The organism is Streptomyces sp. NPDC041205, from assembly GCF_055591765.1.
Window position 1 is genome coordinate 194,594 of record NZ_JBVIZH010000001.1, and the last position, 22,787, is coordinate 217,380.

Below are 22,787 nucleotides of genomic sequence, written 5' to 3' on the forward strand. Positions count from 1 at the left end.
GGGCGGGCATCCCGCCCTGGACGCCCTCCCCCGGCTCGGCGTGCCGAGCCTCCCGCTGAAAGTCCCCACCCGTCCGCCCTGGAGAGCGGACGGGTGGGGGGGGTGTCCCGGCCGGGGGCCGGGGCCGGGTCAGCTCAGGCGGCGGGAGCGGCGCCGGAGCAGGGCTGCGCCGGACAGGCCGAGGGCGACCAGGGCCCCGGCTCCGGCGACCGAGGAGGCGACGGTCACCGCCCCGTCGGACGAGGACGACGCGGACTCAGGCGCCCCGCCCGCCTTGGCCGAGGTGGCCGCGGGCTCCTCGGCGTACCCGCCCGCCTTGCCGGACTTGGCGTACGCCGACCCCGGCAGCTTGTCCCCGTACGCCTTCTGGACCCGCTTGCGGTAGGCGTCGGTCGAGGTCCCCTCCGCGCCGACCGCGCGCACCGCGTCCTTGTCGAGGGGCAGCACGCGCGCGCCCTTGGTGACGTACCAGCCGTTGATCTGCGGCTCGTGGAAAACGGTGCCTCCGGGGAGCTTGTCGGCACCCACGCGCGCGTAGTGGGTCTCGTCGTCCCCGGTGGCGATGTTCACGATCTTCCAGGAGCCCTCCTGCCGGACGGACCAGAGCGATGCCTCCTGGCCGTCGGAGGAAACCGCCTTGCTGGCCAGGAACTCCATGCGGGCGACGGGCGCGTCCTTCTTGCCGGCGACGAAGTCGGGCGACAAGTAGTAGACGGGCACGGCCTTGTCGCCCGCCACGCGCGGCTCGGCCGCGGCCTTCGTGACGGCTCCCTCGCGGGCGAAGAAGCGGGAGAGCGTGTCGAGGGTCTTCGGGGCCTCGGCCGCGTCGTGGGCGGCACCACGAGAGGCGTCCGAGGGTGCCGACGGCGCGGGCGGCGCGGGTCGCGCGGCCGGACCGGAGTCGGCGGAGGCGTGCGGGGCCGCGAGGCCGAGGAGGAGCGCGGCGGCCGAGCCCGCGAGCACGGCTTTCAGCACGCGCCCGGACGTACCGAAGGAGCCGGACGGACCGGAGGCACGAGACACGGAGGAAGCGGAAGGAATGGGACGGGTCATCGCTCTCACGCCCCTATCCGGTACAGCGAGTGGGTCCAGGAGAAGGTGTTGTTGTTGACGTACCAGTCGTGGGACGCCCAGTTGTAGCGGTCGCTGGAGGGCCATGGGTCGCCCCAGTACACCCAGCTGTTGGCCGTGTCGTAGCCGTAGATGACGTGCATGTGGCCGCCGCCGTTGGACCACTGGATGCGGGTCTCGACGGGCCGGTTCGCGTTGATCTCGGACTGCACGGTGGGGTAGCGCAGCCAGCCGGTGACGTACGAGCCGGAGTTGATGCCCGCCCATCTGAGGCCGGTCTGGACGTTGCCCAGGGTGGCCTGGTTGTTGGGGCACTCGGTGTTCTGGTTGCGGCCGAAGGCGGCGTTGCAGAACTGGTTCTGGCTGTAGTTCTTGCCGAGGTACGTGGCGATGGTGTTGCCCGCCGCGGCCCAGCACCAGTTGGTCTTCTGCTGTGCCTGCATCGTGATGTTCAGGCGCTTGGCGGCGAGGACCGACGGGTCGGCCGCTCCCGAGGCGGCCGGAGCGACGGTCGACGACGTGTCGTGCGGCGCCGCGGCGGCGGTGGCCGCCGGTACGGCGAGGAAGGCCGCCGCGGCGACGGCCAGTGCGGACAGCCGTCTGCGACGGCTCAACCCGCGGGTGGAGTGGTGCATCGCGTTCCTCCCGAGCGGAGTGGGGGTGGGATGTGGAGGAGCGCGTCCGGACGCTGCGATTGAGCATCAGGTGTTGTCCGGTGCAGGTCAACACGCTTCAATGCGGCATGGTTTGAAGCGTGAACAACGGCGTACGTCTGTGAACGCCGGTCGCACGCTCACCTGGCCACCCGCTTCGACCGGGGCGTATACCCGCGCGGCCGGAGTGAACGTTCACAGAAAGGACCTGCGGTGCGGAACGTCACCCCCCACACACCGCCCCACGCGACGCCCCTCGCGGACGACACCCCGGCGGACCTCGCCACCGCCCTGCGCACCGGCCCGTTCCACGTCGCCCTGCGCGCCGCCATCGCCGCCCGGCGCCTGCCCCTGCAACGGGTGCGCCACCATCTCGCACGCGCGGGCGTCCACGTCGGCGTGACCAGTCTGAGCTACTGGCAGCAGGGTGCGCGCCGCCCCCAGCGCGCCGAGTCGCTACGGGCCGTACGCGCCCTGGAGGAGATCCTGCGGCTGCCGGAGGAATCACTCATCCGGCTGCTCGCCCAGGCAGAGGAGCGTATCAACGCCGAACGCCCCGCCGCCCGTTCGTACCGTTCCCTGGTGGAGGCGTCCGACGTCCTGCAGTCGCTCCTCGCCGACCTGGAGTCCCCCCTCGACGGCGGCCTGCACACCGTCGGCCACCATGAGCGCATACGCATCGGCGCGGACCGTGAGCTGCTTGGCCGCGATTCCCAGCATGTCGTCCGCGCCCACACGGACGGGATCGACCGCTATCTGGCCATCCACCACGGGGACCCCGGCTGCGCCCCGGAGCGGATGGAGGTGCGGGCCCTGGAGAACTGCCGCACCGGGCGGGTGCGCTGGCACCACGACACCGGTGTCCTGGTCGCGGAGCTGCTGTTCGACGCCCGGCTGCGCGCGGGCGACACCCATCTGTTCTGCTACGGCTTCGAGGACGGCACGGCCGGGGCGAGCGCCGAGTACGTACGCGGCTTCAGCTTCACCGGCGGCCAGTACGCCCTCCAGGTCCGCTTCGCCGAGGGCACCCTGCCCGTGCGCTGCCACCGCTTCACACAGCGGTCGGCGGCCGCGCCACGCCTCGGCCTGCGGGAGCTGACGCTGAGCGGCAGCCATCGGTCGGTGCACCTCGTGGAGCCGCAGGTGCGGGCCGGGATCATCGGGATCGGATGGGACTGGGAGTGACCTCTCAGGCCCCCGGGCCCGCCACGATCTTGCCGCCCGCGACCTTCACCGGCAGTTCCTCCAGGGGTGCTACGGCGGGCTCGCGCAGCACCTTGCCGTTCCTCGCGTCGAACTGGCTGCCGTGGCACTGGCAGGTCAGCTTGGCGCCCTGAAGGTTCTTGATGGGGCACCGGGCGTGCGTGCAGATGCTGCTGAACGCCTTGTACTCGTCGTCGGCTATCCGGCTGACCACCACGTTCTTGTCCGTGTAGAGCTTCGATCCGCCCACCGGCACCTCGTCGGCCGCGCCCAGGTCCACCGGCTCGGTCGGCGCGGAGCGGTTGCCGTTGCCGCCGGAGGAGCAGGCGGTGAGCCCGAGCCCGACGGCCGGGGCGAGGGCGGCCGCGCGCAGCACGGTGCGGCGGGCGGGGGACGTGCCGGGCATGAAGTCTCCACAGGTCAGGCTGGTTCGGCGACGAATCGACCTTACCGGTGGGAGGTCGCGTGACCGGGTGGGGCACCGGGGTGCCCGAGTGCCGCCCGCATCGGTCGCGTCCGCCGGTTCTGGCTTTAGCCTGTCCGCAGGCGGAGGCCGGGGCTCCAGGATGTCGGGACGCCGGAACGCCCAGCCGCCCGACCGCCGGAGCCGTACGCCGGGAAGGAACCGTCAGTGATAGTCGTCGCAGGTGAGGCCCTCATCGACCTGGTGCCGCAGGAGGCGCTGCGGGACTCGCGGGGCGCGCGGGAGGACTCGCGGGAAGGCACGCGGGACGTTCGGGAAGGCACGCAGGAGGACGCGCGGGAGGGCACCCACCGGGACGCGCCGCACAGCGGCGGAACCGCCGTGAGCAGCGCCGCCGAGGGCTCCCCCGCCCCCGCGCTGCCCGCCCTCGCGCCGCGCCTCGGCGGCGGGCCGTACAACACGGCGGTCGCGCTCGGCCGCCTCGGCTCCCCCGCCGCCTTCTGCTCCCGGGTCTCGCTCGACGCGTTCGGCGAGGCGCTGCTCGCGGGCCTGCGGGCGGCCGGCGTCGACGTGTCGTACGTCCAGCGCGGCGCCGAGCCGACGACCCTGGCCGTCACCTCGATCGACGCCGACGGCTCGGCCGAGTACTCCTTCTACGTGGACGGCACCGCCGACCGTCTCTTCGCCGTGCCGCGCCGGGTCCCGGACGGCGTGCGCGCGATGTCCTTCGGGACCTGCTCGCTCGTCCTGGAGCCGGGCGCGAGCGCGTACGAGGAGCTGATGCGGCGCGAGGCGGCCCGCGGCGTCTTCACAGCGCTCGACCCCAACATCCGCCCCGGCCTCATCGCCGACGCGGACGCCTACCGTGCCCGGTTCAAGAGCTGGCTGCCGTCGGTGGCGCTCCTGAAGCTGTCCGAGGAGGACGCCCGCTGGCTGGGCGGCACGCCCGAGGAGTGGCTGGCGTCGGGCCCGGCGGCCGTGGTGGTGACGCGGGGCGGCGACGGCCTGTCCGTCTTCACACACGAGGGCGGCGAGGTCTCGGTGCCCGGCGTTCCGGTCGACGTCGTGGACACGATCGGCGCGGGCGACACCGTGAACGCGGCGCTGCTGCACTCCCTGGCCGCGCGGGACGCCCTGTCCGCGCGGGCGGCGGCGGGGCTCGGCGGGGACGCCTGGGCCGAGGTGCTGCGGTTCGCGGCCCGCGCGGCGGCGATCACCTGCTCGCGGGCGGGGGCTGAGCCGCCGTACGCACGGGAGTTGACCGGGGGCGCGGGGACGGATCGCTAGGGCAGACCTCTCGGGAGCGCCGGGGCCGCCCCATACGGACCTCGGGACTTCTCGGGGCCCCACGGGCCTCTGGACTCTGGCCTCTGGACTACTTGGGCGGGCCCTAGCCGCTGACCGCGCGCAGACCGCCCGGCTGGCGGCCGTTGAGCTGGTCGAGCGCCGCCGAGGTGGCGTCGTCGGCCGGGAGGTGGACGAGGAGGCGCTGGCCGTCGACGTCGGGCAGCGCCAGCGTCTCGTACGACAGTCGCAGCGCGCCCACCTGCGGGTGCGCGAGGCGCTCCACGCCGCTGCGGCGCGGCAGGCCGGGCACGGCCTCGACGCGGTCGGCGAACGGCGCCCCGGCGAGCACCGTCAACTCGTCGACGAACTGCATCGCATGGGGGTCGATCATCGGCGATTCGTTTCTGAGGTGCGCGATCTGCTCGTCGGCGACGCGGTCCCACTCGGGGAAGACGGTACGGGCCCGCTCATCGGTGAAGACGAACCGCAGCAGGTTGGGCCGGTCGCCGTCGAGCAGGCCGAGGGGGCGGGCGAGCTGTTCGTATCCCGTCGTGTACATCAGGACGTCGCTGAGCCGGTTGAGCAGCACGGCCGGGGTGGGTTCGAGGCGGTCGACCAGGGCGCGCACGGTGGGCCGCACGGAGAGCGCCGGGGGCGGGGCGGCGGAGCAGCAGGGGTTGTCGGCGCCGTTGCTCGCCTTCTCCAGGCGGCGCAGGTGGACGCGCTCCTCCACGGTCAGGCGCAGGGTGTCGGCGAGCGAACCGAGCACGGACGGCGAGGGGTTGCGGTCGCGGCCCTGTTCCAGGCGGGTGAGGTACTCGACGCTGATGCCGGCGAGGGTGGCGACTTCGGAGCGGCGCAGTCCGGGGGTGCGGCGGCGCGGGCCGCCGGGCAGGCCCACCTCGGTGGGGGTGATGGCCTCGCGGCGGGCACGGAGGAAGGCTCCCAGCTCGTTCTCGCTCACCGTTCGAACGTACCAGGGCGGCTCCTGGGGCCGCCGCCCCTGATCGTGGCCCTGCCACTACCAGTCTCCGCCCGGCCTTCCTCGGGTCCGGCGGCCGCCCCAGAGTGGACGGCATGACCACCGAGACCAACACCACTGACGCTGCCACCACCGCCCTGCCGCTGCCGGCGGGCCGCTGGGCGCTGGACCCGCTGCACTCCGCCGTGAACTTCACCATCCGCCACCTGGGCATCTCCAAGGTGCGTGGCCGTTTCACCGAGTTCGACGCGGAGCTGGTGGTGGGCGAGACCCTCGACGACACGGCGGTGAGCGCCACCATCGCCCTCGCGTCGATCGACACCGGCAACCCGGACCGGGACGCGCACGTCCGCGCCTCCGACCTGCTCGACGTGGAGAAGCGCCCGACGATGGTGTTCCGCTCCGCCGGGATCTCCGGTGCCGGTGAGGACTGGACGATGGCGGGCGAGCTGACCATCGGCGATGTCACCCGCCCGGTGACGCTGGCCGTGGAGTTCGGCGGCCTCGGCGAGTTCGGCGACACCCGCCACGCCGGTTTCGAGGCGACGGGTGAGATCCGCCGCAGCGAGTACGGCCTGACGTTCGCCCCCGGCATGCTCGGCGAGGCCGTGAAGATCCAGCTGGACATGCAGTTCCTGGAGCCGGGCAAGGGCGAGGCGTAGGGCCCCGGGCCGGGGAGGTTCAGCTCGTCCCGAAGGCGCCGTGCCGTCCCGCTCCGGCGGCGAACCGCGCGGCGCCTTCGGCTGCTTCGCCGAGGGCGTGCAGGCCGTGGGCCAACTCTCCCGCGAGCGCCTGCTGTTCGGGCAGCCCGTGCTGTTCGCGGGCGGAGAGCCGGTCGTGCCGCAGGCAGGTCTGGGGGAACGCGGCGATCTCGGCGGCGAGTTGCTCGGCCGCCGCGCGGGCGCTGCCCTTCGCCACGACCCGGTTGACCAGGCCCATGCCCAGCGCCTCCGCCGCGTCGACCGGGCGGCCGGTGAGGATGAGGTCCAGGGCGCGCCCCTCCCCGATGATCCGGGGCAGCCGCACCGTCCCGCCGTCGATGAGCGGCACGCCCCAGCGGCGGCAGAACACCCCGAGCACGGCGTCGTCCTCGGCGACCCTGAGGTCGCACCAGAGGGCGAGTTCCAGACCGCCCGCGACGGCGTGCCCGGAGATCGCGGCGATGACGGGCTTGGACAGGCTGAGGCGCGTGGGCCCCATCGGCCCGTCGTTCTCCCCGTCGACCTCGGCGACCTCGTTCCCCTCCGGCGTCCCCAGCGCCTTCAGATCGGCACCCGCGCAGAAGGTGCCCCCTTCCCCCCACAGCACGGCGACCGACGCCTCCGGATCGGCCTCGAAGTCCCGAAATGCCTCAGCGAGGGCCCGCGCGGTGGGGCCGTCGACGGCGTTGCGCACATCGGGCCGCGCCAGAACGACAGTGGTGACGGCCCCCTTCCGTTCGCTCCGCACGGACGGGACGGCTGCGGCTGACATCTCGGGCGCCTCCTGGGTCGCGGTGGTGCGTCGGGCGGTGGATGCGTGGGACGGTACGCCAGTTGGGCGGCGGAAGAGACGTCAGCGCGCCACCCCTGTGCGAGGTGGCGCGCTGCGTGACTGGGTCGGCGGCCGGACGGGCGCTTGGCCTCAGGCCTTGCGCGTCCGCGTGGCCGTCTTCTTCGCGGGCGCCTTCTTGGCTGGCGCCTTCTTGGTCGCCGTCTTCTTCGTGGCCGACGACTTCGTGGCCGACGGCTTCTTGGGCTCCGACTTGGTGGCCGTCGACTTGGTGACGGCTGTCTTCGTGGGAGCCGACTTCGAGGCCACCGTCTTCTTGGCGGTGGTCTTCTTCGTGCTGCGGCGGGCCGGGGGCACCGCCGCGTCGCTGATGCGGTCCGCGGCGATGATGTCGCGCAGGAACTTGCCGGTGTGGCTGGCCGGCACCCCGGCGACCTGCTCGGGGGTGCCCTCGGCGATGACGAGGCCGCCGCCGCTGCCGCCCTCCGGGCCCATGTCGACGACCCAGTCGGCGGTCTTGATCACGTCGAGGTTGTGCTCGATGACGATGACCGTGTTGCCCTTGTCGACCAGGCCCGACAGGACCGTGATCAGCTTGCTGATGTCTTCGAAGTGCAGACCGGTGGTCGGCTCGTCGAGGACGTAGACCGTGCGGCCCGTGGAGCGCTTCTGGAGCTCGCTGGCCAGCTTCACGCGCTGGGCCTCGCCGCCGGAGAGCGTGGGCGCGGACTGGCCGAGCCGGACATAGCCGAGGCCCACGTCGTGGAGGGTCCTCAGATGCCGGGCGATGCCGGGCACCGCTTCGAAGAAGTCGAGCGCCTCCTCGATGGGCATGTCGAGGACCTCGGCGATGGACTTGCCCTTGTAGTGCACGTCCAGGGTCTCGCGGTTGTACCGCGCGCCGTGGCAGACCTCGCAGGGGACGTACACATCCGGGAGGAAGTTCATCTCGATCTTGATGGTGCCGTCGCCGGAGCAGTTCTCGCAGCGGCCGCCCTTGACGTTGAAGGAGAAGCGCCCGGGGAGATAGCCCCTGACCTTCGCCTCCGTGGTCTCCGCGAAGAGCTTGCGGACGTGGTCGAAGACTCCGGTGTACGTCGCCGGGTTCGACCGGGGGGTGCGGCCGATGGGCGACTGGTCGACGTGCACGACCTTGTCGACGAGGTCGTCGCCCTCCACGCGCGTGTGCCGTCCGGGGACGGACCTGGCGCCGTTCAGCTCGCGGGCCAGGTGGGTGTAGAGGATGTCGTTGACCAGCGTGGACTTTCCGGACCCGGACACGCCGGTGACGGCCGTGAGGACGCCCAGCGGGAAGGAGACGTCGATGTCCTGGAGGTTGTTCTCGCGGGCGCCGTGCACCGTGAGGCGGCGGGTGGGGTCGGCGGGGCGGCGGACGTCGGGGACGGGGATGGCCTTCTTGCCCGAGAGGTACTGACCGGTGACCGACTTGTCGTTGCCGAGCAGTTCCTTCAGGGAGCCGCTGTGCACGACCTTGCCGCCGTGCTCACCCGCGCCGGGGCCGATGTCCACGACCCAGTCGGCGACCTTGATGGTGTCCTCGTCGTGCTCGACGACGATCAGGGTGTTGCCCATGTCGCGCAGCCGGACCAGCGTCTCGATGAGGCGGTGGTTGTCGCGCTGGTGCAGGCCGATGGACGGCTCGTCCAGGACGTACAACACGCCGACCAGGCCGGAGCCGATCTGGGTGGCCAGGCGGATGCGCTGGGCCTCGCCGCCGGAGAGGGTGCCCGCGGCGCGGTTGAGCGAGAGGTAGTCGAGGCCGACGTCGACCAGGAAGCGCAGTCGTTCGTTGACCTCCTTCAGGACCCGCTCGGCGATCTTCTTGTCGCGGGCGTCGAGCCGCAGCTCGGCGAGGAAGTCCGCGCAGTCGCTGATCGACATCGCGGAGACCTCGGCGATGGACCTGCCCATGACCGTGACGGCGAGGACGATCGGCTTGAGGCGGGTGCCCTCACAGGTGGGGCAGGGCACCTCGCGCATATAGCCCTCGAAGCGCTCGCGGCTGGCGTCGCTCTCGGCCTCGCTGTGCCGCCGCTTGACGAAGGGGACGGCGCCTTCGAAGGCGGTGGTGTAGACCCGCTCCCTGCCGTACCTGTTGCGGTAGCGCACTTCGATCTGGGTCTTGTGGCCGTGCAGCAGGGCCTTCTTGGCGCGCTGGGGCAGGCCCGCCCAGGGCATGTCGGTGGAGAAGCCGAGCGCGTCGGCGAGGGCGCCGACCAGGCGGCCGAAGTAGTCCTTGGTGTGGCCGTGGGACCAGGGGTGGATGGCGCCCTCGTCGAGCGACTTGTCCTCGTCCGGGACGATCAGCTCGGGGTCGACCTCCATGCGCGTGCCGATGCCGGTGCAGTCGGGGCAGGCGCCGAAGGGCGAGTTGAAGGAGAAGGAGCGGGGCTCGAGCTCCTCGAAGGACAGGTCGTCGTACGGGCAGTAGAGGTGCTCCGAGTACATCCGCTCGCGCTCGGGGTCGTCCTCGGGGAGGTCGACGAAGTCCAGGACGACCATGCCGCCGGAGAGGCCGAGGGCGGTCTCCACCGAGTCGGTCAGGCGGCGCTTGGCGGAGTCCTTCACCGTGAGGCGGTCGACGACCACCTCGATGGTGTGCTTCTCCTGCTTCTTCAGCGTGGGCGGCTCGGAGAGCTGGATGGTCGCGCCGTCCACCCGGGCGCGGCTGTACCCCTTGGTCTGGAGGTCGGCGAAGAGGTCGACGAACTCGCCCTTGCGCTCGCGCACCAGCGGCGAGAGGACCTGGAAGCGGCTGCCCTCGGGCAGTTCGAGGACCTTGTCGACGATGGCCTGCGGGGACTGGCGGGAGATCGGGCGGCGGCACTCGGGGCAGTGCGGCTTGCCGATGCGCGCGAACAGCAGGCGCAGGTAGTCGTACACCTCGGTGATGGTGCCGACCGTGGAGCGCGGGTTGCGCGAGGTCGACTTCTGGTCGATGGAGACCGCGGGCGACAGTCCCTCGATGAAGTCGACGTCCGGCTTGTCCATCTGACCGAGGAACTGGCGGGCGTACGACGACAGGGACTCGACGTAGCGACGCTGGCCCTCGGCGAAGATCGTGTCGAACGCGAGCGAGGACTTGCCGGACCCGGACAGACCGGTGAAGACGATGAGGGAGTCACGCGGGAGGTCGAGCGAGACGTTCTTGAGATTGTGCTCGCGCGCGCCACGGACGATGAGACGGTCGGCCACGCCGGTCCGCACCTTTCTTGAGAGAAGTGACAGGGGCGGGGCCCCCGTCGTTCACAGACTAGGGCGACCCACTGACAACGCCGGGTCGGATTCCCTGGTTCGCGGGACCCGGAGGTCGATGAAACCCGGACCACCAAGAATGCCCGATGCCGCAACCGACCTTATAGCACGGACATTCGATTTGCGGGGCTGGTCCACCGCCTTCACCCGAACGTGTGGCGGAGCTATCGTCGGGCCCATGATTGATCATGTGCGCGACCTGGCGTCTGTACGTGACGCGACCGACCGGCTGCTCGCCGCAGCCACCGCATTGGACAACGTTTCGACGGCCGAGCCGTCACGGCTTCCCGGCTGGACGCGCGGACACGTCCTCGCGCACGTCGCGCGGAACGCCGACGCCCTGGTGAACGTGCTGGCCGGGCGGCCCATGTATGTGAGCGGGGAGGCACGGGACGCCGACATCGAGCGGGACGCTCCGCGACCGCTGGACGTTCAGCTCGCCGACCTGCGGGAGTCCGCGGCCCGCTTCCAGGACGAGGGCGCGGCCCCCGCGGACTGGTCCCGCACCGTGGAGCTGCGCAACGGCGTCAAGGACGCGGCCGCCAACGTGCCCTTCCGGCGCTGGATCGAGGTGGAGCTGCACCACGTGGACCTCGGCGTCGGCTATGAGCTGGAGGACCTCTCCACGGAGTTCACCCAGCGGGAGATCAACTTCCTCGTCGGGCGCTTCCGGAACCACCCGGGCCTGCCCGCCGTGGACATCCGGCAGGACGACGGCCGCGTGCTCGCCACGGGCGCCGTCGACGCCGTCACCGCGGAGCAGATCGAGCAGGGCCACGAGCGCACGGCCGACGTCACGGTCAGCGGCCGTCAGGCGGACCTCCTGGGCTGGCTCGCCGGGCGCCGCGACGGGGCCGCGCTGACCGTCGACGGCGGCCCCCTGCCCGCCCTCCCCCCGCTATAGGCTGAGTCGCATGACGTACAGCGGAGTGGTGAAGGTCGGCGGGGCCGCGGACGTGCACGAGCTGCAGGACCTGATGATCTCGAAGGTCGCGGTCGGCCCGATGGACAACAACGCCTACCTGCTGCGCTGCCGGGCCACCGACGAGCAGTTGCTGATCGACGCGGCCAACGAGCCGCAGACGGTGCTGCGGCTCATCGGTGACGACGGCATCAAGGCCGTCGTGACCACCCACCAGCACGGCGACCACTGGCAGGCCCTCGCGGAGGTCGTCGCGGCGACCGGCGCGCGCACGTACGCGGGCCGCGAGGACGCCGAGGGCATCCCGACGCCGACGGACGTCCTCGTGGACGACGGCGACACCATCACCTTCGGCCGGATCTCGCTCACCGCCCGGCACCTGGTGGGCCACACCCCGGGCTCGATCGCGCTCGTCTACGACGACCCGCACGGCCACCCGCACGTCTTCACCGGGGACTGCCTCTTCCCCGGGGGCGTCGGCAACACCTGGAAGGACCCGGAGCGGTTCGCGAGCCTCATCCAGGACGTCGAGACGAAGATCTTCGGCACGCTCCCGGACGAGACGTGGGTCTACCCGGGCCACGGCAAGGACACCACGCTGGGCGCGGAGCGCCCGCACGTCGCGGAGTGGCGCGCCCGCGGCTGGTGACCCCCGCTGGGGCGGGCCTAGCCCCGCCCCAGCAGCGCCGCCACGCGCTCCACCCCGAACACGTACCCCTGCACACCGCAGCCCGCGATGACGCCGTCGGCGCGCTGCGAGACGTACGAGTGGTGCCGGAACGGCTCACGCTGGTGGATGTTGGAGATGTGGACCTCCACCACCGGCATGCCGTCGCACGTGTTGAGCGCGTCCAGGAGGGCGATCGACGTGTGCGAGTACGCGGCCGGGTTGATGACGATGCCCGCGTGGTGCTCGCGTGCCTCGTGGATCCAGTCGACCAGCTCGCCCTCGTGGTTGGACTGCCGCAGGTCGACCGTCCCGCCGTGCGCCGCGGCCGCCTTGGCGCACATCGCCTCGACGTCGGCGAGCGTGTCGGTGCCGTAGATCTCCGGCTGACGACGGCCCAGGAGGTTCAGGTTGGGCCCGTTCAGGATCAGGACCGGGGCGGTGGCGAGGGTGTGGGGCACAGGGACCTCCGTGCGTCGGACTGCTGCTCACTGCCGGTCTATCACGGTGCGGGCGCGCCGAGCCGGGCCGTACGCTGCCGGGCATGACACCACCCGGTCGCCCGCACCCGCCGCGGTATCCGCCGAAGCCCGCCCCGGGCGACCGCATCGCCGTCGTGTCGCCCGCGGCCGGACTGCCGGAGCTCTTCCCCCTCCCCTACGAGCTGGGCCTTCGGCGGCTGCGGACGGACTTCCTCCTGGAGCCGGTGGAGTATCCGACGACGCGCAGGATGGGCGCCTCGGCGCGGGAGCGGGCCGACGACCTGCACACCGCGTTCGCCGATCCGCGGATCAAGGCGATCATGGCGAGCATCGGCGGCGACGACCAGATCACCGTGCTGCCGTTCCTGGACCGGGAGTTGATCCGGGCGCACCCCAAGCCGTTCTTCGGGTTCAGCGACAACACCAACCTGCACGCCTTCCTGTGGCAGACCGGCGTCGTCAGCTTCCACGGGGCGTCGGTGATGTGCGAGCTGGGGCGACCGGGGGCCATGGCCGCCCCGACCGCCGACTCGCTGCGCCCCGCCGAGCGCTTCCGTGACATCGACGTCCCCTGGGACGACCCGGCATCCCTCGCCGCCGAGCCGCCTACGGAGCCGGGCAGAGGCTGGAGCTGGCATCTGCCGGAGGGCGCCAAGCGGGTCGTGGAAGGGCGCTCCTGGGGCGGCTGCCTGGAAGTCCTTGCCGGGCTCCTGATGGCCGACCGCGAGGTCGCCGACCCCGCCGCCTACGACGGGCACGTGCTGTTCCTGGAGACGACGGAGGAACTCCCCTCCCCCACCGAGGTCTTCCGGATCCTGCGCGCCCTGGGCGAGCGCGGACTGCTCGCGCGCTTCGCCGCGCTGCTCATGGGCCGCGCCAAGCGTTGGAGCCTCGACCGGCGCAACGGTCCCGAGGAGCGCGCCCGTTACGCCCACGAGCAGCGCGAAGCCGTGCTCGCGGCACTCTCCGCGTACGCTCCCGCCACCATGGCCGTCTTCGACGTGGACCTCGGGCACACGGAACCGCAGTATGTGATCCCCTACGGCGGCACCGTACGGGTGGACGGGGACGAGCGGCGGATCACGGTCACGTACTGACACGCGCGCGTACGGGACCCGCGGGTGGGGCGCGCCCCTGGCCGTTCCGGCGCGCCCGCGGACCTCCGCGCGCCCCCGTAACCGCCTGTCACACCGGGTAGTTGACGCACCGTGCACAACAGTGACTCTCCGTCAGGATCCCGGCCCGCAGCCCAGACCCCGCCCCACTCCACGGCCCCTTCGCTGCCCCGGCTCGCCGCCGCGTCGCTCGCAGGGACGGCCATCGAGTTCTACGACTTCTTCATCTACGGCACCGCGGCGGCCCTCGTGCTCGGGCCGCTGTTCTTCCCGACGTTCTCCCCGCTGGCGGGAACTCTCGCGGCGTTCGCGACATTCGGAGTGGGCTTCGTGGCCCGGCCGCTCGGCTCCGTGCTCTTCGGACACCTCGGTGACCGGCGCGGCCGACGGCCCGTTCTGGTGATCTCGCTGCTCCTGACGGGCCTCGCCACCGTCGCCGTGGGCTGCGTACCGACGTACGAGACGATCGGTGTGGCCGCGCCGGTACTGCTGCTCGTGCTGCGTTTCGTGCAGGGCGTGGGGCTCGGCGGCGAGTGGGGCGGGGCGGTGCTGCTGACGGCCGAGCACGCGCCGCCCGAGCGGCGCGCGCTGTGGGCGAGCTTCCCGCAGGTCGGGCCCGCGATCGGGTTCCTGCTGGCCAACGGCGTGACGCTGGCGCTGTCCGCGACCCTCACGGAGGCGCAGTTCGCCTCCTGGGGGTGGCGGATTCCGTTCTGGGGAGCGGGGGTGCTCGCCCTTGCCGGGATCGCGCTGCGCGCCTCGCTCACGGAGAGCCCGGACTTCCTCCAGGTGCGCGAGCACGCGCGCGTACCGCTCGTCGAGGTGGCGCGCGGGCACTGGCGGCTCGTGCTGCTCACGGCGGGCGCGCTCGCCGTCGGGTACGCCGTGTTCTACGCCGTCACGACGTGGTCGCTCTCGTACGGCGTGGAGCGCCTTGGTGTGAGCCGTACCGTCATGCTGGCCTGCATCATGGCCGCCGTCGTCGTCAAGGGCGCGCTGACGCCCGTGGCGGCCTTCCTGGGCGACCGGTACGGGCGGCGGCCGATGTGTCTGGTGGGGTGTGCGGGGGTCGCCTTGTGGATGTTCCCGATGGTCGCCCTTCTGGCCACGGGTGAGCCGTTCCTGATGTTCCTGGGCTTCCTGGTGGCGCTGCTCGCGTTCGTCGCGATGTTCTCCGTGGTCGCCGCGTATCTGCCGGAGCTGTACGAGCCGCGGGTGCGCTGCACGGGGGCGGCGGTGGGCTACAACCTGGCGGGGGTCCTCGGCGGGGCGCTCACGCCGATGGTGGCGACCGCGGCGGCGCGCGGCGAGGGCACTCCGTGGGGTGTGGCCGCGTATCTGACGGCCATGGCGGTGCTGAGCCTCGGGTGCTTCGCGCTGCTTCCGGAGACGCGGCCCGTGCGGGAGAAGGCGGTGGTGCCGGTCACGGGGTGAGGCGGGCGGCGGGCTCGGGTGTCCCCGTACGACGGCCGGTGCGGCAGCGCGTACGACCGCTGGGGCGTCGTGTCCGGCCGGAGTGCGGCCCGGCCGGACACGACGCCTCACGGATTGACCGCGAGCTCCAGGTACGCCGCGAACAGCACCAGGTGCACGCCGCCCTGGAGGGGCGTGGCACGGCCGGGCACGACCGTGAGGGTGCCGACGAGGACGGTCAGCACGAGCAGCACCATGTGGGTCGAGCTGAGGCCGAGCACGAGCGGCCCGGACAGCCACACGGAGGCGATGGCGACGGCGGGGATGGTCAGGCCGATGCTGGCCATCGCCGAGCCCAGGGCCAGGTTCAGGCTGGTCTGGACGCGGTCGCGGCGGGCCGCGCGCACGGCCGCGATGGTCTCCGGGAGCAGCACGAGCAGCGCGATGATCACGCCGACGACAGCGTGCGGCAGACCGGCCGACTCGACGCCCGACTCGATGGTGGGCGACACGCCCTTGGCGAGCCCGACGACCCCGATGAGGGCGAGCGCGAGCAGGCCGAGGCTGATCAGGGCGGTGCGGGCGGAGGGGCCTTCGGCGTGGTCGTCGGCGTCGACGACCTCGCCCTCCTTGGTGACCGGCAGGAAGTAGTCGCGGTGCCGGACGGTCTGCGTCGCGACGAACAGGCCGTACAGGACGATGGACGACAGGGCGGCGAACGTGAGCTGCGCCGTGGAGAACTCCGGTCCCGGCTTGGAGGTCGTGAAGGTCGGCAGGACCAGGCTGAGCGTGGCCAGGGTGGCGACGGTCGCGAGCGCGGCGCCGGTGCCCTCGGAGTTGAAGACGGCGACGCGGTGGCGCAGGGCGCCGGTCAGCAGACAGAGGCCGAGTATGCCGTTGCAGGTGATCATCACGGCGGCGAAGACCGTGTCGCGGGCCAGGGTGGAGCTCTTGTCGCCGCCGTCGGCCATGAGGGTGACGATGAGGGCGACCTCGATGATGGTGACCGCGACGGCGAGGACGAGCGAGCCGAAGGGTTCACCGACGCGGTGCGCGATGACCTCGGCGTGGTGGACCGCGGCGAGCACCGCCCCGGCCAGTACCGCCGTCACCAGGGCGACGACCACGCCCGACAGGGAGCGCCCCCAGGTGAGGGCGAGGAGAACGATTCCGAGCACGGGCACGGCGGCTGTCCACCGTGCGGCGAGTGCCCGGAGCTCAGGGATCATGTTTTCGATGCTGCCCCGCTCACGGGAGGGCCGCGACTTCATAGGTTCCTTTCCATGCGGAAGCGGTGCACGGTCGACGACCGTGCACCGCTCCGGGGTGGTTCTCACACAGCCGGTTCCCGCCGGTCCGTGCCGGTTCTCACCGGTGGTGCCTTCGAGCCGGCTCTACGTAGAGCTGTCCCACGTCTGCCGTCAGGCCTCGATGCTGTCCTTCTGGGCGTCGTCCTTGCCGGACCGGCCGTCGCCGCCGGCCTCGGCCGCCTCGCGCTCCGCCTGCTTCTTGGAGGCCATGAGGCTGGTGATCGTCGTGATGATCAGGACGCCGCAGATGACGCCGAGCGAGACCGGGATGGAGATCTCGGGGACGTGTACGCCGTTCTCGTGCAGGGCGTGCAGGACCAGCTTCACGCCGATGAAGCCGAGGATCACCGACAGGCCGTAGCTGAGGTGGACCAGCTTCCTGAGCAGTCCGCCGATGAGGAAGTACAGCTGCCGCAGGCCCATGAGGGCGAAGGCGTTGGCGGTGAAGACGATGTACGGGTCCTGGGTGAGGCCGAAGATCGCCGGGATGGAGTCCATGGCGAACAGGACGTCGGTGGTACCGATGGCGAGCATGACGACCATGAGGGGCGTCATGATCTTCTTGCCGTTCTTCCGGATGAAGAGCTTCGTGCCCTCGTACCGGTCGGAGACGCCGAACTTCTTCTCGATCGACTTCAGGAGGCGGTTCTCCTCCCAGTCCTCTTCCTCCTCGTCGGCACGCGCCTCCTGGATGAGCTTCCAGGCGGTGTAGATCAGGAACGCGCCGAAGATGTAGAAGACCCACGAGAAGTTGGCGATGACCGCGGCGCCGGCGGCGATGAAGATCGCTCGCAGGACCAGGGCGATCAGGACACCGAACAGCAGCACGCGCTGCTGGAGGTGGGAGGGCACCGAGAACTTCGCCATGATCAGGATGAAGACGAAGAGGTTGTCGACGGAGAGCGACTTCTCGGTGATGAAGCCCGCGAAGAACTCGCCGGACGCCTGGCTCTCGCCCGCGAGCAGCAGGCCGACGCCGAAGAGCGCGGCCAGGACGATCCAGACGATGGTCCAGATTCCGGCTTCCTTGATCGACACGTCATGGGGCTTGCGCCCGATGAAGAAGTCGACTGCGATCAGGGCACACAGACCGAGAACGGTCGTCACCCACACGGTCATAGAAACGTCCACTGCGCCTCCGGCGTCGTACGGCTACTGATCAGCGTCGTCGCTGCCGGAGGTCTCTTCCACCCGGGCGCTGCGCGCGCCCCGGTCCGACGCCCCGGGACCGATGGCGGTCCGTATTGACGGGCACGTCGCGTCTGGGAGTACTCCCCTCCGCACTGAGAAGAGTACGCGAAAGACCAAGGTTAGGTAAAGGGACCGGCAAACGGGCGCCAAATGCCCAGCTCAAAAGGGTGTGCGGGCGCTTGACGGTCTCTAGGTCGACTTGGCGGCGCCGGTACGCGAGGGGTGGGTGGGGCACATGTCGACTTGGCGATGCGGGGCCGGCGGCTCAGCGGCTTCCGGTGCGGCGGGCCGCGCCCACGCGGTCCAGGACGTGGCTGAGGACCTGGCTGCCGGGCGGGGCGAGCGAGGGCTCGTACGTCCACGCGTGGCCCACCCACGGGTCCGCGAGGTGGTCCTCCGGCACCGGCGTGAGGCGCAGCAGGGCCCGCCACAGCGGGTCGAGGAGCGGGCCGTACTCCGCGGCGTCCTCGCGGTCGGCGACCATCATCAGGTGCACGCCGACGGCGGGGCCCTCGTCCGCGAGATAGCGCAGCCGGGTCACCGCGCGGTCGTCGAAGCCGTGCGGGAAGTCGTTGACGATCAGCAGGTGCTCGCCGGTGTCCAGGTCCTGCGGCAGCGCGTCGGCCATGCCGCCGCGGACCGCCATCTGCACGAGGTCCACGCGCTGGGTGAGCCGGGTGAGCACGGCGGCGGCGCCCGCGGCGCCGGTCGCGGGCGGCTCGTCCAGGACCCCGGCGCTCACCAGCGGGGCGAACGCGCTCGCACCGCTGCCGGCGGCGTCGATGACGTGCACGGTGAACGCGCCGGGCGGATACGAGGCGAGCAGCCGCGCGGCGTGCGCGACGGCGCTGTCCAGGGCGAGGCGGCGCAGCTGGTCGGCGTCCACGAGGGAGTCCGTGCCGGAGCGGCCGCTGTCGATCCACAGGCCGCGCTCCAGGGGCAGCCGGACCAGCATGGGGATGCGCAGGTCGGGGCGCTCGGGCAGATGGAGGCCGCCGAGGCGCAGGGCCATCGGGATCTCCATGGGCGCGCGATAGCCCTGCCAGACCGGGCTCGACCAGTCGGCGAACGCCGGGGGCAGGGCGGGCTCGACGACCTCCGCCTCGGCGGCGAGCTGGGCCAGGTCCCGGTCGAGGGCGGCCCTGGCCTGGTCGACGAGGTCGCCGTGGCGGGCGCGGGCGGCCTCGCGCGCGGTGTCACCGGTGCCGCCGATGCGGCTGCGCGGGTCGGAGAGGACCTTGTCCAGCTCCTGCTCCATGCGGGAGTCGGCGAAGTCCACCGCGCTGCGGTACGCCGACGCGGAGCGGGCCAGGTCCTCGAACATGCCCCACACCTGGTTGTACAGCCGCTCCTCCATGGACCAGCCCGTGGCGTCGCCCGCGACGGGGCGGGCGGGCTGCCCGGGTGCGGCGGGCGGCGCGGTGGGCGGGGGCGGCGGGGGCGCGCTGGTCTGGCGGCGCGGGTGGGTGTAGTTCACGGGGCCGCCGTCGCCGGGCTGCGCGGGCGGGGTGGCGTCCCCGGACGCGGGCGTGACGGGCTGCGGGGGCTGGCCGCCCTCGCCGGGCGCGGGCGAGGGGGTGACGGGCTGCGGGGCGGCGTCGGGGCCCGGCTCGGGTGCTGAGGGCTGTCGGCCGGGGCTCGTGTGGCCCTGGGCGGCGGCGCGCACGCGGGTCTCGTCCGCGGGGCGGGGCGGGGGTGCGGCCACCGAGCGGGCGAGGCCGCGCGCCACCGCGTCGTTGATGGCGGTCGCCAGTTCCTGGGCCTCGGGCAGGCCCTGGTCGGTGAGCATGTCGGCGAGGCCGCCCGCGTAGCCCTGGCCGACGGCGCGGACCTTCCAGACGCCCTGCTTGCGATACAGCTCCAGGGCGACGACGGCGGACTCGGCGGACAGGTCCGTGATCGTGTAGCTGGCGATCTCGGCGCCGTCGAGTCCGGTGACGGCCACGAAGGGCGCGGCGACGGCGCCGAAGGTGACCGGGCCCGCGACGCCGACGGGCAGCGCGAGCAGCACGTTGACCTGGTGCGCGCCGTCCGGCAGCGCGCCCAGGTCGACGGCGAGGCGGTGGTCGGCGGCCGCCTGCCGGGACACTTCGAGTCCGGGCAGGGTGGGAGCGCCGGGGTGGGCCACCCAGGAGGTGTCGCGCACCTTGCGGTGGTCGTCGCAGAGGGTGGCACCGGCGATGATCGGCTTGCCGGCCGACACCCGGATCTCGAGGCGGGTGCCGGGAACCGGATGGTTCTGCCCCCTGACCAGCTCGGCGGTCATCGCGTTCGTTCCCCCTTGGTGTCGGCCCCCTCACCGGGCCTGCGTGCGGACTGCCGTCTGGACGGTGGTGCTCGGCCGGGCAGTGGTGCTGAGCGGTGCCGTGCCGCCGCGACGCGATGCCGTTCAGCGGGTGGTACCGCTCAGTGGTGCGGTGGTGCTCAGAGGTGCGGCAGGATCGACGGCATCAGGTCCTGGAAGGTGCGGCCGTTGGCGGGGTTGCCGAGGGCCGTCATCTGCCAGCCGGAGCCCGCGCGGTTGACCTTGGCCATGATCTGGGCGGTGTACTGGCCGCCGCCGTCGAGGGTGTAGCGGGCCAGTTCCTGGCCGTTGGTCTCGTCGACCAGGCGGCAGAACGCGTTCTGCACCTCCTGGAAGGTCTGGCCGGTGAAGGAGTTCACCGTGAAGACGATCTGGTCGATGTGGACCGGGACGCGCTGCAGGTCGACGAGGATGGCCTCGTCGTCGCCGCCCTGGCCGACGCCGCCGACCAGGTTGTCGCCGGTGTGCCGCACGGAGCCGTCGTCGCTGACGAGGTGCCGGAAGAACACCACGTCGACGGGCTGCTTGTCGGCGAACAGGACGGCCGACGCGTCGAGGTCGATCTCCCGCGTGCGCGTGCCGAACAGGCCGCGCCGCGGGGCCGCCTGCCAGCCCAGTCCCATGCGCACCGACGTCAGAGCGCCCCCGTCGTCCTTCTGCAGGCTGATGGCCTGGCCCTTGGTCATGTTGACCGTCACGCGCTGTCCCCTTCTCGAACTGCCCTGGGCAACCGCCCGTTGCGGCGGTTGCCCATCACCCTATGCAGCCCTGTCCACCGCGCCGCACCCTGCCGGGCACTTTGTGTCGGTGTTGCAACACTGCGCTACGCCTGGCCTGCCTCCTTCATCTGCCGCAGTTCCTTCTTCATCTCCGACACCTCGTCGCGCAGCCGTGCGGCGATCTCGAACTGCAGGTCCGCGGCGGCGGCGCGCATCCGCGCGGTCATCTCCTCGATCTGCTCGGCGAGTTCGGCGGCGGGCCGGTCCGTGGGCACCGTCTGCCCGGCCTTGCCCTTGGCGGCCTTGCCCGTCGTCCCCGCCTTGGTGCCCTTGGCGGCTGCCGCGCCGCCCGCCGTGCCGAGCGACGGCACCGGGGCCTTGGCGTTCTTGCCGTCCTTCGCCTTGCGGTAGTCGGTGCCGAGGAGTTGTTCCGTGTCGACCTCTTCGCGCGCGATGGCCGAGACGATGTCGTTGATCTTCTTACGGAGGGGCTGCGGGTCGATGCCCTTCTCCTTGTTGTACGCGATCTGCTTCTCCCGGCGGCGGTTGGTCTCCTCGATGGCCTTCTCCATCGCCGGGGTGATCTTGTCGGCGTACATATGGACCTGCCCCGAGACGTTGCGCGCCGCGCGGCCGATCGTCTGGATGAGGGACGTGCCGGAGCGCAGGAAGCCCTCCTTGTCGGCGTCGAGGATCGCCACCAGGGAGACCTCGGGCAGGTCGAGGCCCTCCCGGAGGAGGTTGATGCCCACCAGGACGTCGTACTCACCGGCGCGCAGCTCGCGCAGGAGCTCGACGCGGCGCAGGGTGTCGACGTCGCTGTGCAGATAGCGGACCTGGATGCCCAGTTCGAGGAAGTAGTCCGTGAGGTCCTCGGCCATCTTCTTGGTGAGCGTGGTGACCAGGACGCGCTCGTCCTTCTCGGTGCGCTTGCGGATCTCGTGCACCAGGTCGTCGATCTGGCCCTCGGTGGGCTTGACGACGACTTCGGGGTCGACGAGGCCGGTGGGGCGGATGATCTGCTCCACGGCGCCGTCGGAGCGGGAGAGTTCGTACGCCCCCGGGGTCGCCGACAGGTAGACGGTCTGGCCGATGCGCTGCTGGAACTCCTCCCACTTCAGCGGGCGGTTGTCGAGCGCGGAGGGCAGCCGGAAGCCGTGGTCCACGAGGGTGCGCTTGCGGGAGGCGTCGCCCTCGTACATCGCGCCGATCTGCGGGACCGTGACGTGCGACTCGTCGAGGACGAGCAGGAAGTCGTCCGGGAAGTAGTCGAGGAGGGTGTGCGGCGGGGTGCCGGGGCCGCGGTCGTCGAAGTGCATCGAGTAGTTCTCGACGCCGGAGCAGGAGCCGATCTGGCGGAGCATCTCCAGGTCGTACGTCGTGCGCATGCGCAGCCGCTGGGCCTCCAGCATCTTGCCCTGCTTCTCCAGCTCCGCGAGGCGCTCGGCGAGCTCCTTCTCGATGCCGTTGATCGCCTTCTCCATGCGCTCGGGACCCGCTACGTAGTGGGACGCCGGGAAGACGTACAGGTGGTCGTCGTCGCTGATGACCTCGCCGGTCAGCGGGTGCAGCGTGGAGAGCGCCTCGATCTCGTCGCCGAACATCTCGATGCGCACGGCCAGTTCCTCGTACACCGGGAAGATCTCGATGGTGTCGCCGCGGACCCGGAAGGTGCCGCGGGTGAAGGCGAGGTCGTTGCGGGTGTACTGGATGTCGACGAAGCGGCGAAGGAGCTGGTCGCGGTCGATCTCGTCGCCGACCTTGAGCGGGACCATCCGGTCCACGTACTCCTGCGGGGTGCCGAGGCCGTAGATGCAGGAGACGGAGGCGACCACGATGACGTCGCGGCGGGTGAGCAGCGAGTTCGTCGCGGAGTGGCGCAGGCGCTCGACCTCCTCGTTGATCGAGGAGTCCTTCTCGATGTACGTGTCCGACTGGGGGACGTACGCCTCGGGCTGGTAGTAGTCGTAGTACGAGACGAAGTACTCGACGGCGTTGTTCGGCAGCAGCTCGCGGAACTCGTTGGCCAGCTGGGCGGCCAGGGTTTTGTTCGGCGCCATCACGAGCGTGGGGCGCTGGAGCTTCTCGATCATCCACGCGGTGGTGGCCGACTTGCCGGTGCCGGTGGCGCCGAGCAGGACGACGTCCTTCTCGCCCGCGCGGATGCGCTTCTCCAGGTCGGCGATGGCCGTCGGCTGGTCGCCACTGGGCTGGTACGGGCTGACGACCTCGAAAGGTGCCACCGTGCGTTCGATCTTCGATACGGGCCGCATGGA

At 71.7% G+C, this 22,787-nt stretch carries 19 protein-coding genes; 7 read left to right on the top strand and 12 right to left on the bottom strand.

What is annotated here, in order from left to right; all coding sequences use genetic code 11:
- Positions 1–129 precede the first annotated feature (129 nt).
- Positions 130–972 (bottom strand): hypothetical protein, encoded by an 843-nt coding sequence (locus ACZ6BG_RS00905; RefSeq protein WP_468997806.1) that lies wholly within the window; start codon positions 970–972, stop codon positions 130–132.
- A gap of 86 nt (positions 973–1,058) precedes the next feature.
- A complete protein-coding gene (locus ACZ6BG_RS00910; protein WP_385710989.1) occupies positions 1,059–1,706 on the bottom strand; it encodes a papain-like cysteine protease family protein in 648 nt (215 codons plus the stop codon).
- Positions 1,707–1,937: 231 nt separating this feature from the next.
- Here ACZ6BG_RS00910 and ACZ6BG_RS00915 point away from each other — a divergent pair, with 231 nt between their 5' ends.
- The gene (locus ACZ6BG_RS00915; protein WP_468994909.1) at positions 1,938–2,909 is read left to right on the top strand and encodes a hypothetical protein; all 972 of its coding nucleotides are present in this window, start codon (positions 1,938–1,940) and stop codon (positions 2,907–2,909) included.
- 4 nt (positions 2,910–2,913) lie between these two features.
- Here the strand turns inward: ACZ6BG_RS00915 and ACZ6BG_RS00920 are convergent, their stop codons facing one another.
- Positions 2,914–3,333, bottom strand: a complete 420-nt coding sequence (locus ACZ6BG_RS00920; protein ID WP_468994913.1) for a Rieske (2Fe-2S) protein — start codon at positions 3,331–3,333, stop codon at positions 2,914–2,916.
- A 399-nt stretch (positions 3,334–3,732) separates the two neighbouring features.
- Between ACZ6BG_RS00920 and ACZ6BG_RS00925 the strand changes: the two genes are divergently transcribed.
- Positions 3,733–4,638 (top strand): carbohydrate kinase family protein, encoded by a 906-nt coding sequence (locus ACZ6BG_RS00925; RefSeq protein ID WP_468997808.1) that lies wholly within the window; start codon positions 3,733–3,735, stop codon positions 4,636–4,638.
- 103 nt (positions 4,639–4,741) lie between these two features.
- Here ACZ6BG_RS00925 and ACZ6BG_RS00930 read toward each other — a convergent pair whose 3' ends face one another.
- Positions 4,742–5,602: a helix-turn-helix transcriptional regulator gene (locus tag ACZ6BG_RS00930; RefSeq protein ID WP_468994917.1), complete on the bottom strand. Its 861-nt coding sequence runs from the start codon at positions 5,600–5,602 to the stop codon at positions 4,742–4,744.
- 113 nt (positions 5,603–5,715) lie between these two features.
- Here ACZ6BG_RS00930 and ACZ6BG_RS00935 point away from each other — a divergent pair, with 113 nt between their 5' ends.
- Positions 5,716–6,282 carry a YceI family protein gene (locus ACZ6BG_RS00935; RefSeq protein ID WP_468994920.1) on the top strand — a complete coding sequence of 189 codons (567 nt, stop codon included), beginning with the start codon at positions 5,716–5,718 and terminating at the stop codon, positions 6,280–6,282.
- A gap of 19 nt (positions 6,283–6,301) precedes the next feature.
- On the opposite strand, the gene ACZ6BG_RS00940 is transcribed toward ACZ6BG_RS00935, so the two are convergent.
- Together ACZ6BG_RS00940 and uvrA are read right to left on the bottom strand one after the other, a co-directional pair.
- Entirely contained in the window at positions 6,302–7,093 is a 792-nt protein-coding gene (locus ACZ6BG_RS00940) for a crotonase/enoyl-CoA hydratase family protein (RefSeq protein WP_468994923.1), read from the bottom strand.
- 150 nt (positions 7,094–7,243) lie between these two features.
- Positions 7,244–10,327, bottom strand: coding sequence for an excinuclease ABC subunit UvrA (gene uvrA / locus ACZ6BG_RS00945; protein WP_468994926.1), 3,084 nt, complete (start codon positions 10,325–10,327; stop codon positions 7,244–7,246).
- Between the two features lie 238 nt (positions 10,328–10,565).
- Between uvrA and ACZ6BG_RS00950 the strand changes: the two genes are divergently transcribed.
- Together ACZ6BG_RS00950 and ACZ6BG_RS00955 are read left to right on the top strand one after the other, a co-directional pair.
- On the top strand, positions 10,566–11,291 hold the full coding sequence (locus ACZ6BG_RS00950; RefSeq protein ID WP_468994928.1) for a maleylpyruvate isomerase family mycothiol-dependent enzyme: 726 nt from the start codon (positions 10,566–10,568) through the stop codon (positions 11,289–11,291).
- A 10-nt stretch (positions 11,292–11,301) separates the two neighbouring features.
- Positions 11,302–11,958 (top strand): MBL fold metallo-hydrolase, encoded by a 657-nt coding sequence (locus tag ACZ6BG_RS00955; RefSeq protein WP_468994930.1) that lies wholly within the window; start codon positions 11,302–11,304, stop codon positions 11,956–11,958.
- A gap of 17 nt (positions 11,959–11,975) precedes the next feature.
- On the opposite strand, the gene aroQ is transcribed toward ACZ6BG_RS00955, so the two are convergent.
- The gene (aroQ, locus tag ACZ6BG_RS00960; protein WP_468994933.1) at positions 11,976–12,437 is read right to left on the bottom strand and encodes a type II 3-dehydroquinate dehydratase; all 462 of its coding nucleotides are present in this window, start codon (positions 12,435–12,437) and stop codon (positions 11,976–11,978) included.
- Between the two features lie 83 nt (positions 12,438–12,520).
- Between aroQ and ACZ6BG_RS00965 the strand changes: the two genes are divergently transcribed.
- The gene (locus tag ACZ6BG_RS00965; protein WP_468994938.1) at positions 12,521–13,555 is read left to right on the top strand and encodes a S66 family peptidase; all 1,035 of its coding nucleotides are present in this window, start codon (positions 12,521–12,523) and stop codon (positions 13,553–13,555) included.
- A gap of 183 nt (positions 13,556–13,738) precedes the next feature.
- Positions 13,739–15,007 (top strand): MFS transporter, encoded by a 1,269-nt coding sequence (locus tag ACZ6BG_RS00970; RefSeq protein WP_468997811.1) that lies wholly within the window; start codon positions 13,739–13,741, stop codon positions 15,005–15,007.
- A gap of 107 nt (positions 15,008–15,114) precedes the next feature.
- On the opposite strand, the gene ACZ6BG_RS00975 is transcribed toward ACZ6BG_RS00970, so the two are convergent.
- From ACZ6BG_RS00975 to uvrB, 5 genes are all read right to left on the bottom strand, one after another.
- Positions 15,115–16,215, bottom strand: a complete 1,101-nt coding sequence (locus ACZ6BG_RS00975) for a calcium:cation antiporter (protein ID WP_468994941.1) — start codon at positions 16,213–16,215, stop codon at positions 15,115–15,117.
- 192 nt (positions 16,216–16,407) lie between these two features.
- Complete coding sequence (locus tag ACZ6BG_RS00980; RefSeq protein ID WP_468994944.1) at positions 16,408–17,427, bottom strand: TerC family protein; 1,020 nt, start codon at positions 17,425–17,427, stop codon at positions 16,408–16,410.
- 325 nt (positions 17,428–17,752) lie between these two features.
- Positions 17,753–19,753 (bottom strand): TerD family protein, encoded by a 2,001-nt coding sequence (locus ACZ6BG_RS00985; protein ID WP_468994947.1) that lies wholly within the window; start codon positions 19,751–19,753, stop codon positions 17,753–17,755.
- Between the two features lie 158 nt (positions 19,754–19,911).
- On the bottom strand, positions 19,912–20,490 hold the full coding sequence (locus tag ACZ6BG_RS00990) for a TerD family protein (RefSeq protein ID WP_030358780.1): 579 nt from the start codon (positions 20,488–20,490) through the stop codon (positions 19,912–19,914).
- Positions 20,491–20,615: 125 nt separating this feature from the next.
- On the bottom strand, positions 20,616–22,784 hold the full coding sequence (gene uvrB / locus ACZ6BG_RS00995) for an excinuclease ABC subunit UvrB (protein WP_468994951.1): 2,169 nt from the start codon (positions 22,782–22,784) through the stop codon (positions 20,616–20,618).
- Positions 22,785–22,787: the final 3 nt, after the last annotated feature.

What these genes read in the sequence shown, in the direction of transcription:
- ACZ6BG_RS00910 (WP_385710989.1), bottom strand. Translation starts at nt 1,706, where the DNA reads ATGCACCACTCCACCCGCGGGTTGAGCCGTCGCAGACGGCTGTCCGCA.
- ACZ6BG_RS00950 (WP_468994928.1), top strand. Translation starts at nt 10,566, where the DNA reads ATGATTGATCATGTGCGCGACCTGGCGTCTGTACGTGACGCGACCGAC.
- ACZ6BG_RS00965 (WP_468994938.1), top strand. Translation starts at nt 12,521, where the DNA reads ATGACACCACCCGGTCGCCCGCACCCGCCGCGGTATCCGCCGAAGCCC.
- ACZ6BG_RS00975 (WP_468994941.1), bottom strand. Translation starts at nt 16,215, where the DNA reads ATGATCCCTGAGCTCCGGGCACTCGCCGCACGGTGGACAGCCGCCGTG.
- ACZ6BG_RS00935 (WP_468994920.1), top strand. Translation starts at nt 5,716, where the DNA reads ATGACCACCGAGACCAACACCACTGACGCTGCCACCACCGCCCTGCCG.
- ACZ6BG_RS00940 (WP_468994923.1), bottom strand. Translation starts at nt 7,093, where the DNA reads ATGTCAGCCGCAGCCGTCCCGTCCGTGCGGAGCGAACGGAAGGGGGCC.
- ACZ6BG_RS00920 (WP_468994913.1), bottom strand. Translation starts at nt 3,333, where the DNA reads ATGCCCGGCACGTCCCCCGCCCGCCGCACCGTGCTGCGCGCGGCCGCC.
- ACZ6BG_RS00985 (WP_468994947.1), bottom strand. Translation starts at nt 19,753, where the DNA reads ATGACCGCCGAGCTGGTCAGGGGGCAGAACCATCCGGTTCCCGGCACC.
- ACZ6BG_RS00955 (WP_468994930.1), top strand. Translation starts at nt 11,302, where the DNA reads ATGACGTACAGCGGAGTGGTGAAGGTCGGCGGGGCCGCGGACGTGCAC.
- uvrB (WP_468994951.1), bottom strand. Translation starts at nt 22,784, where the DNA reads ATGCGGCCCGTATCGAAGATCGAACGCACGGTGGCACCTTTCGAGGTC.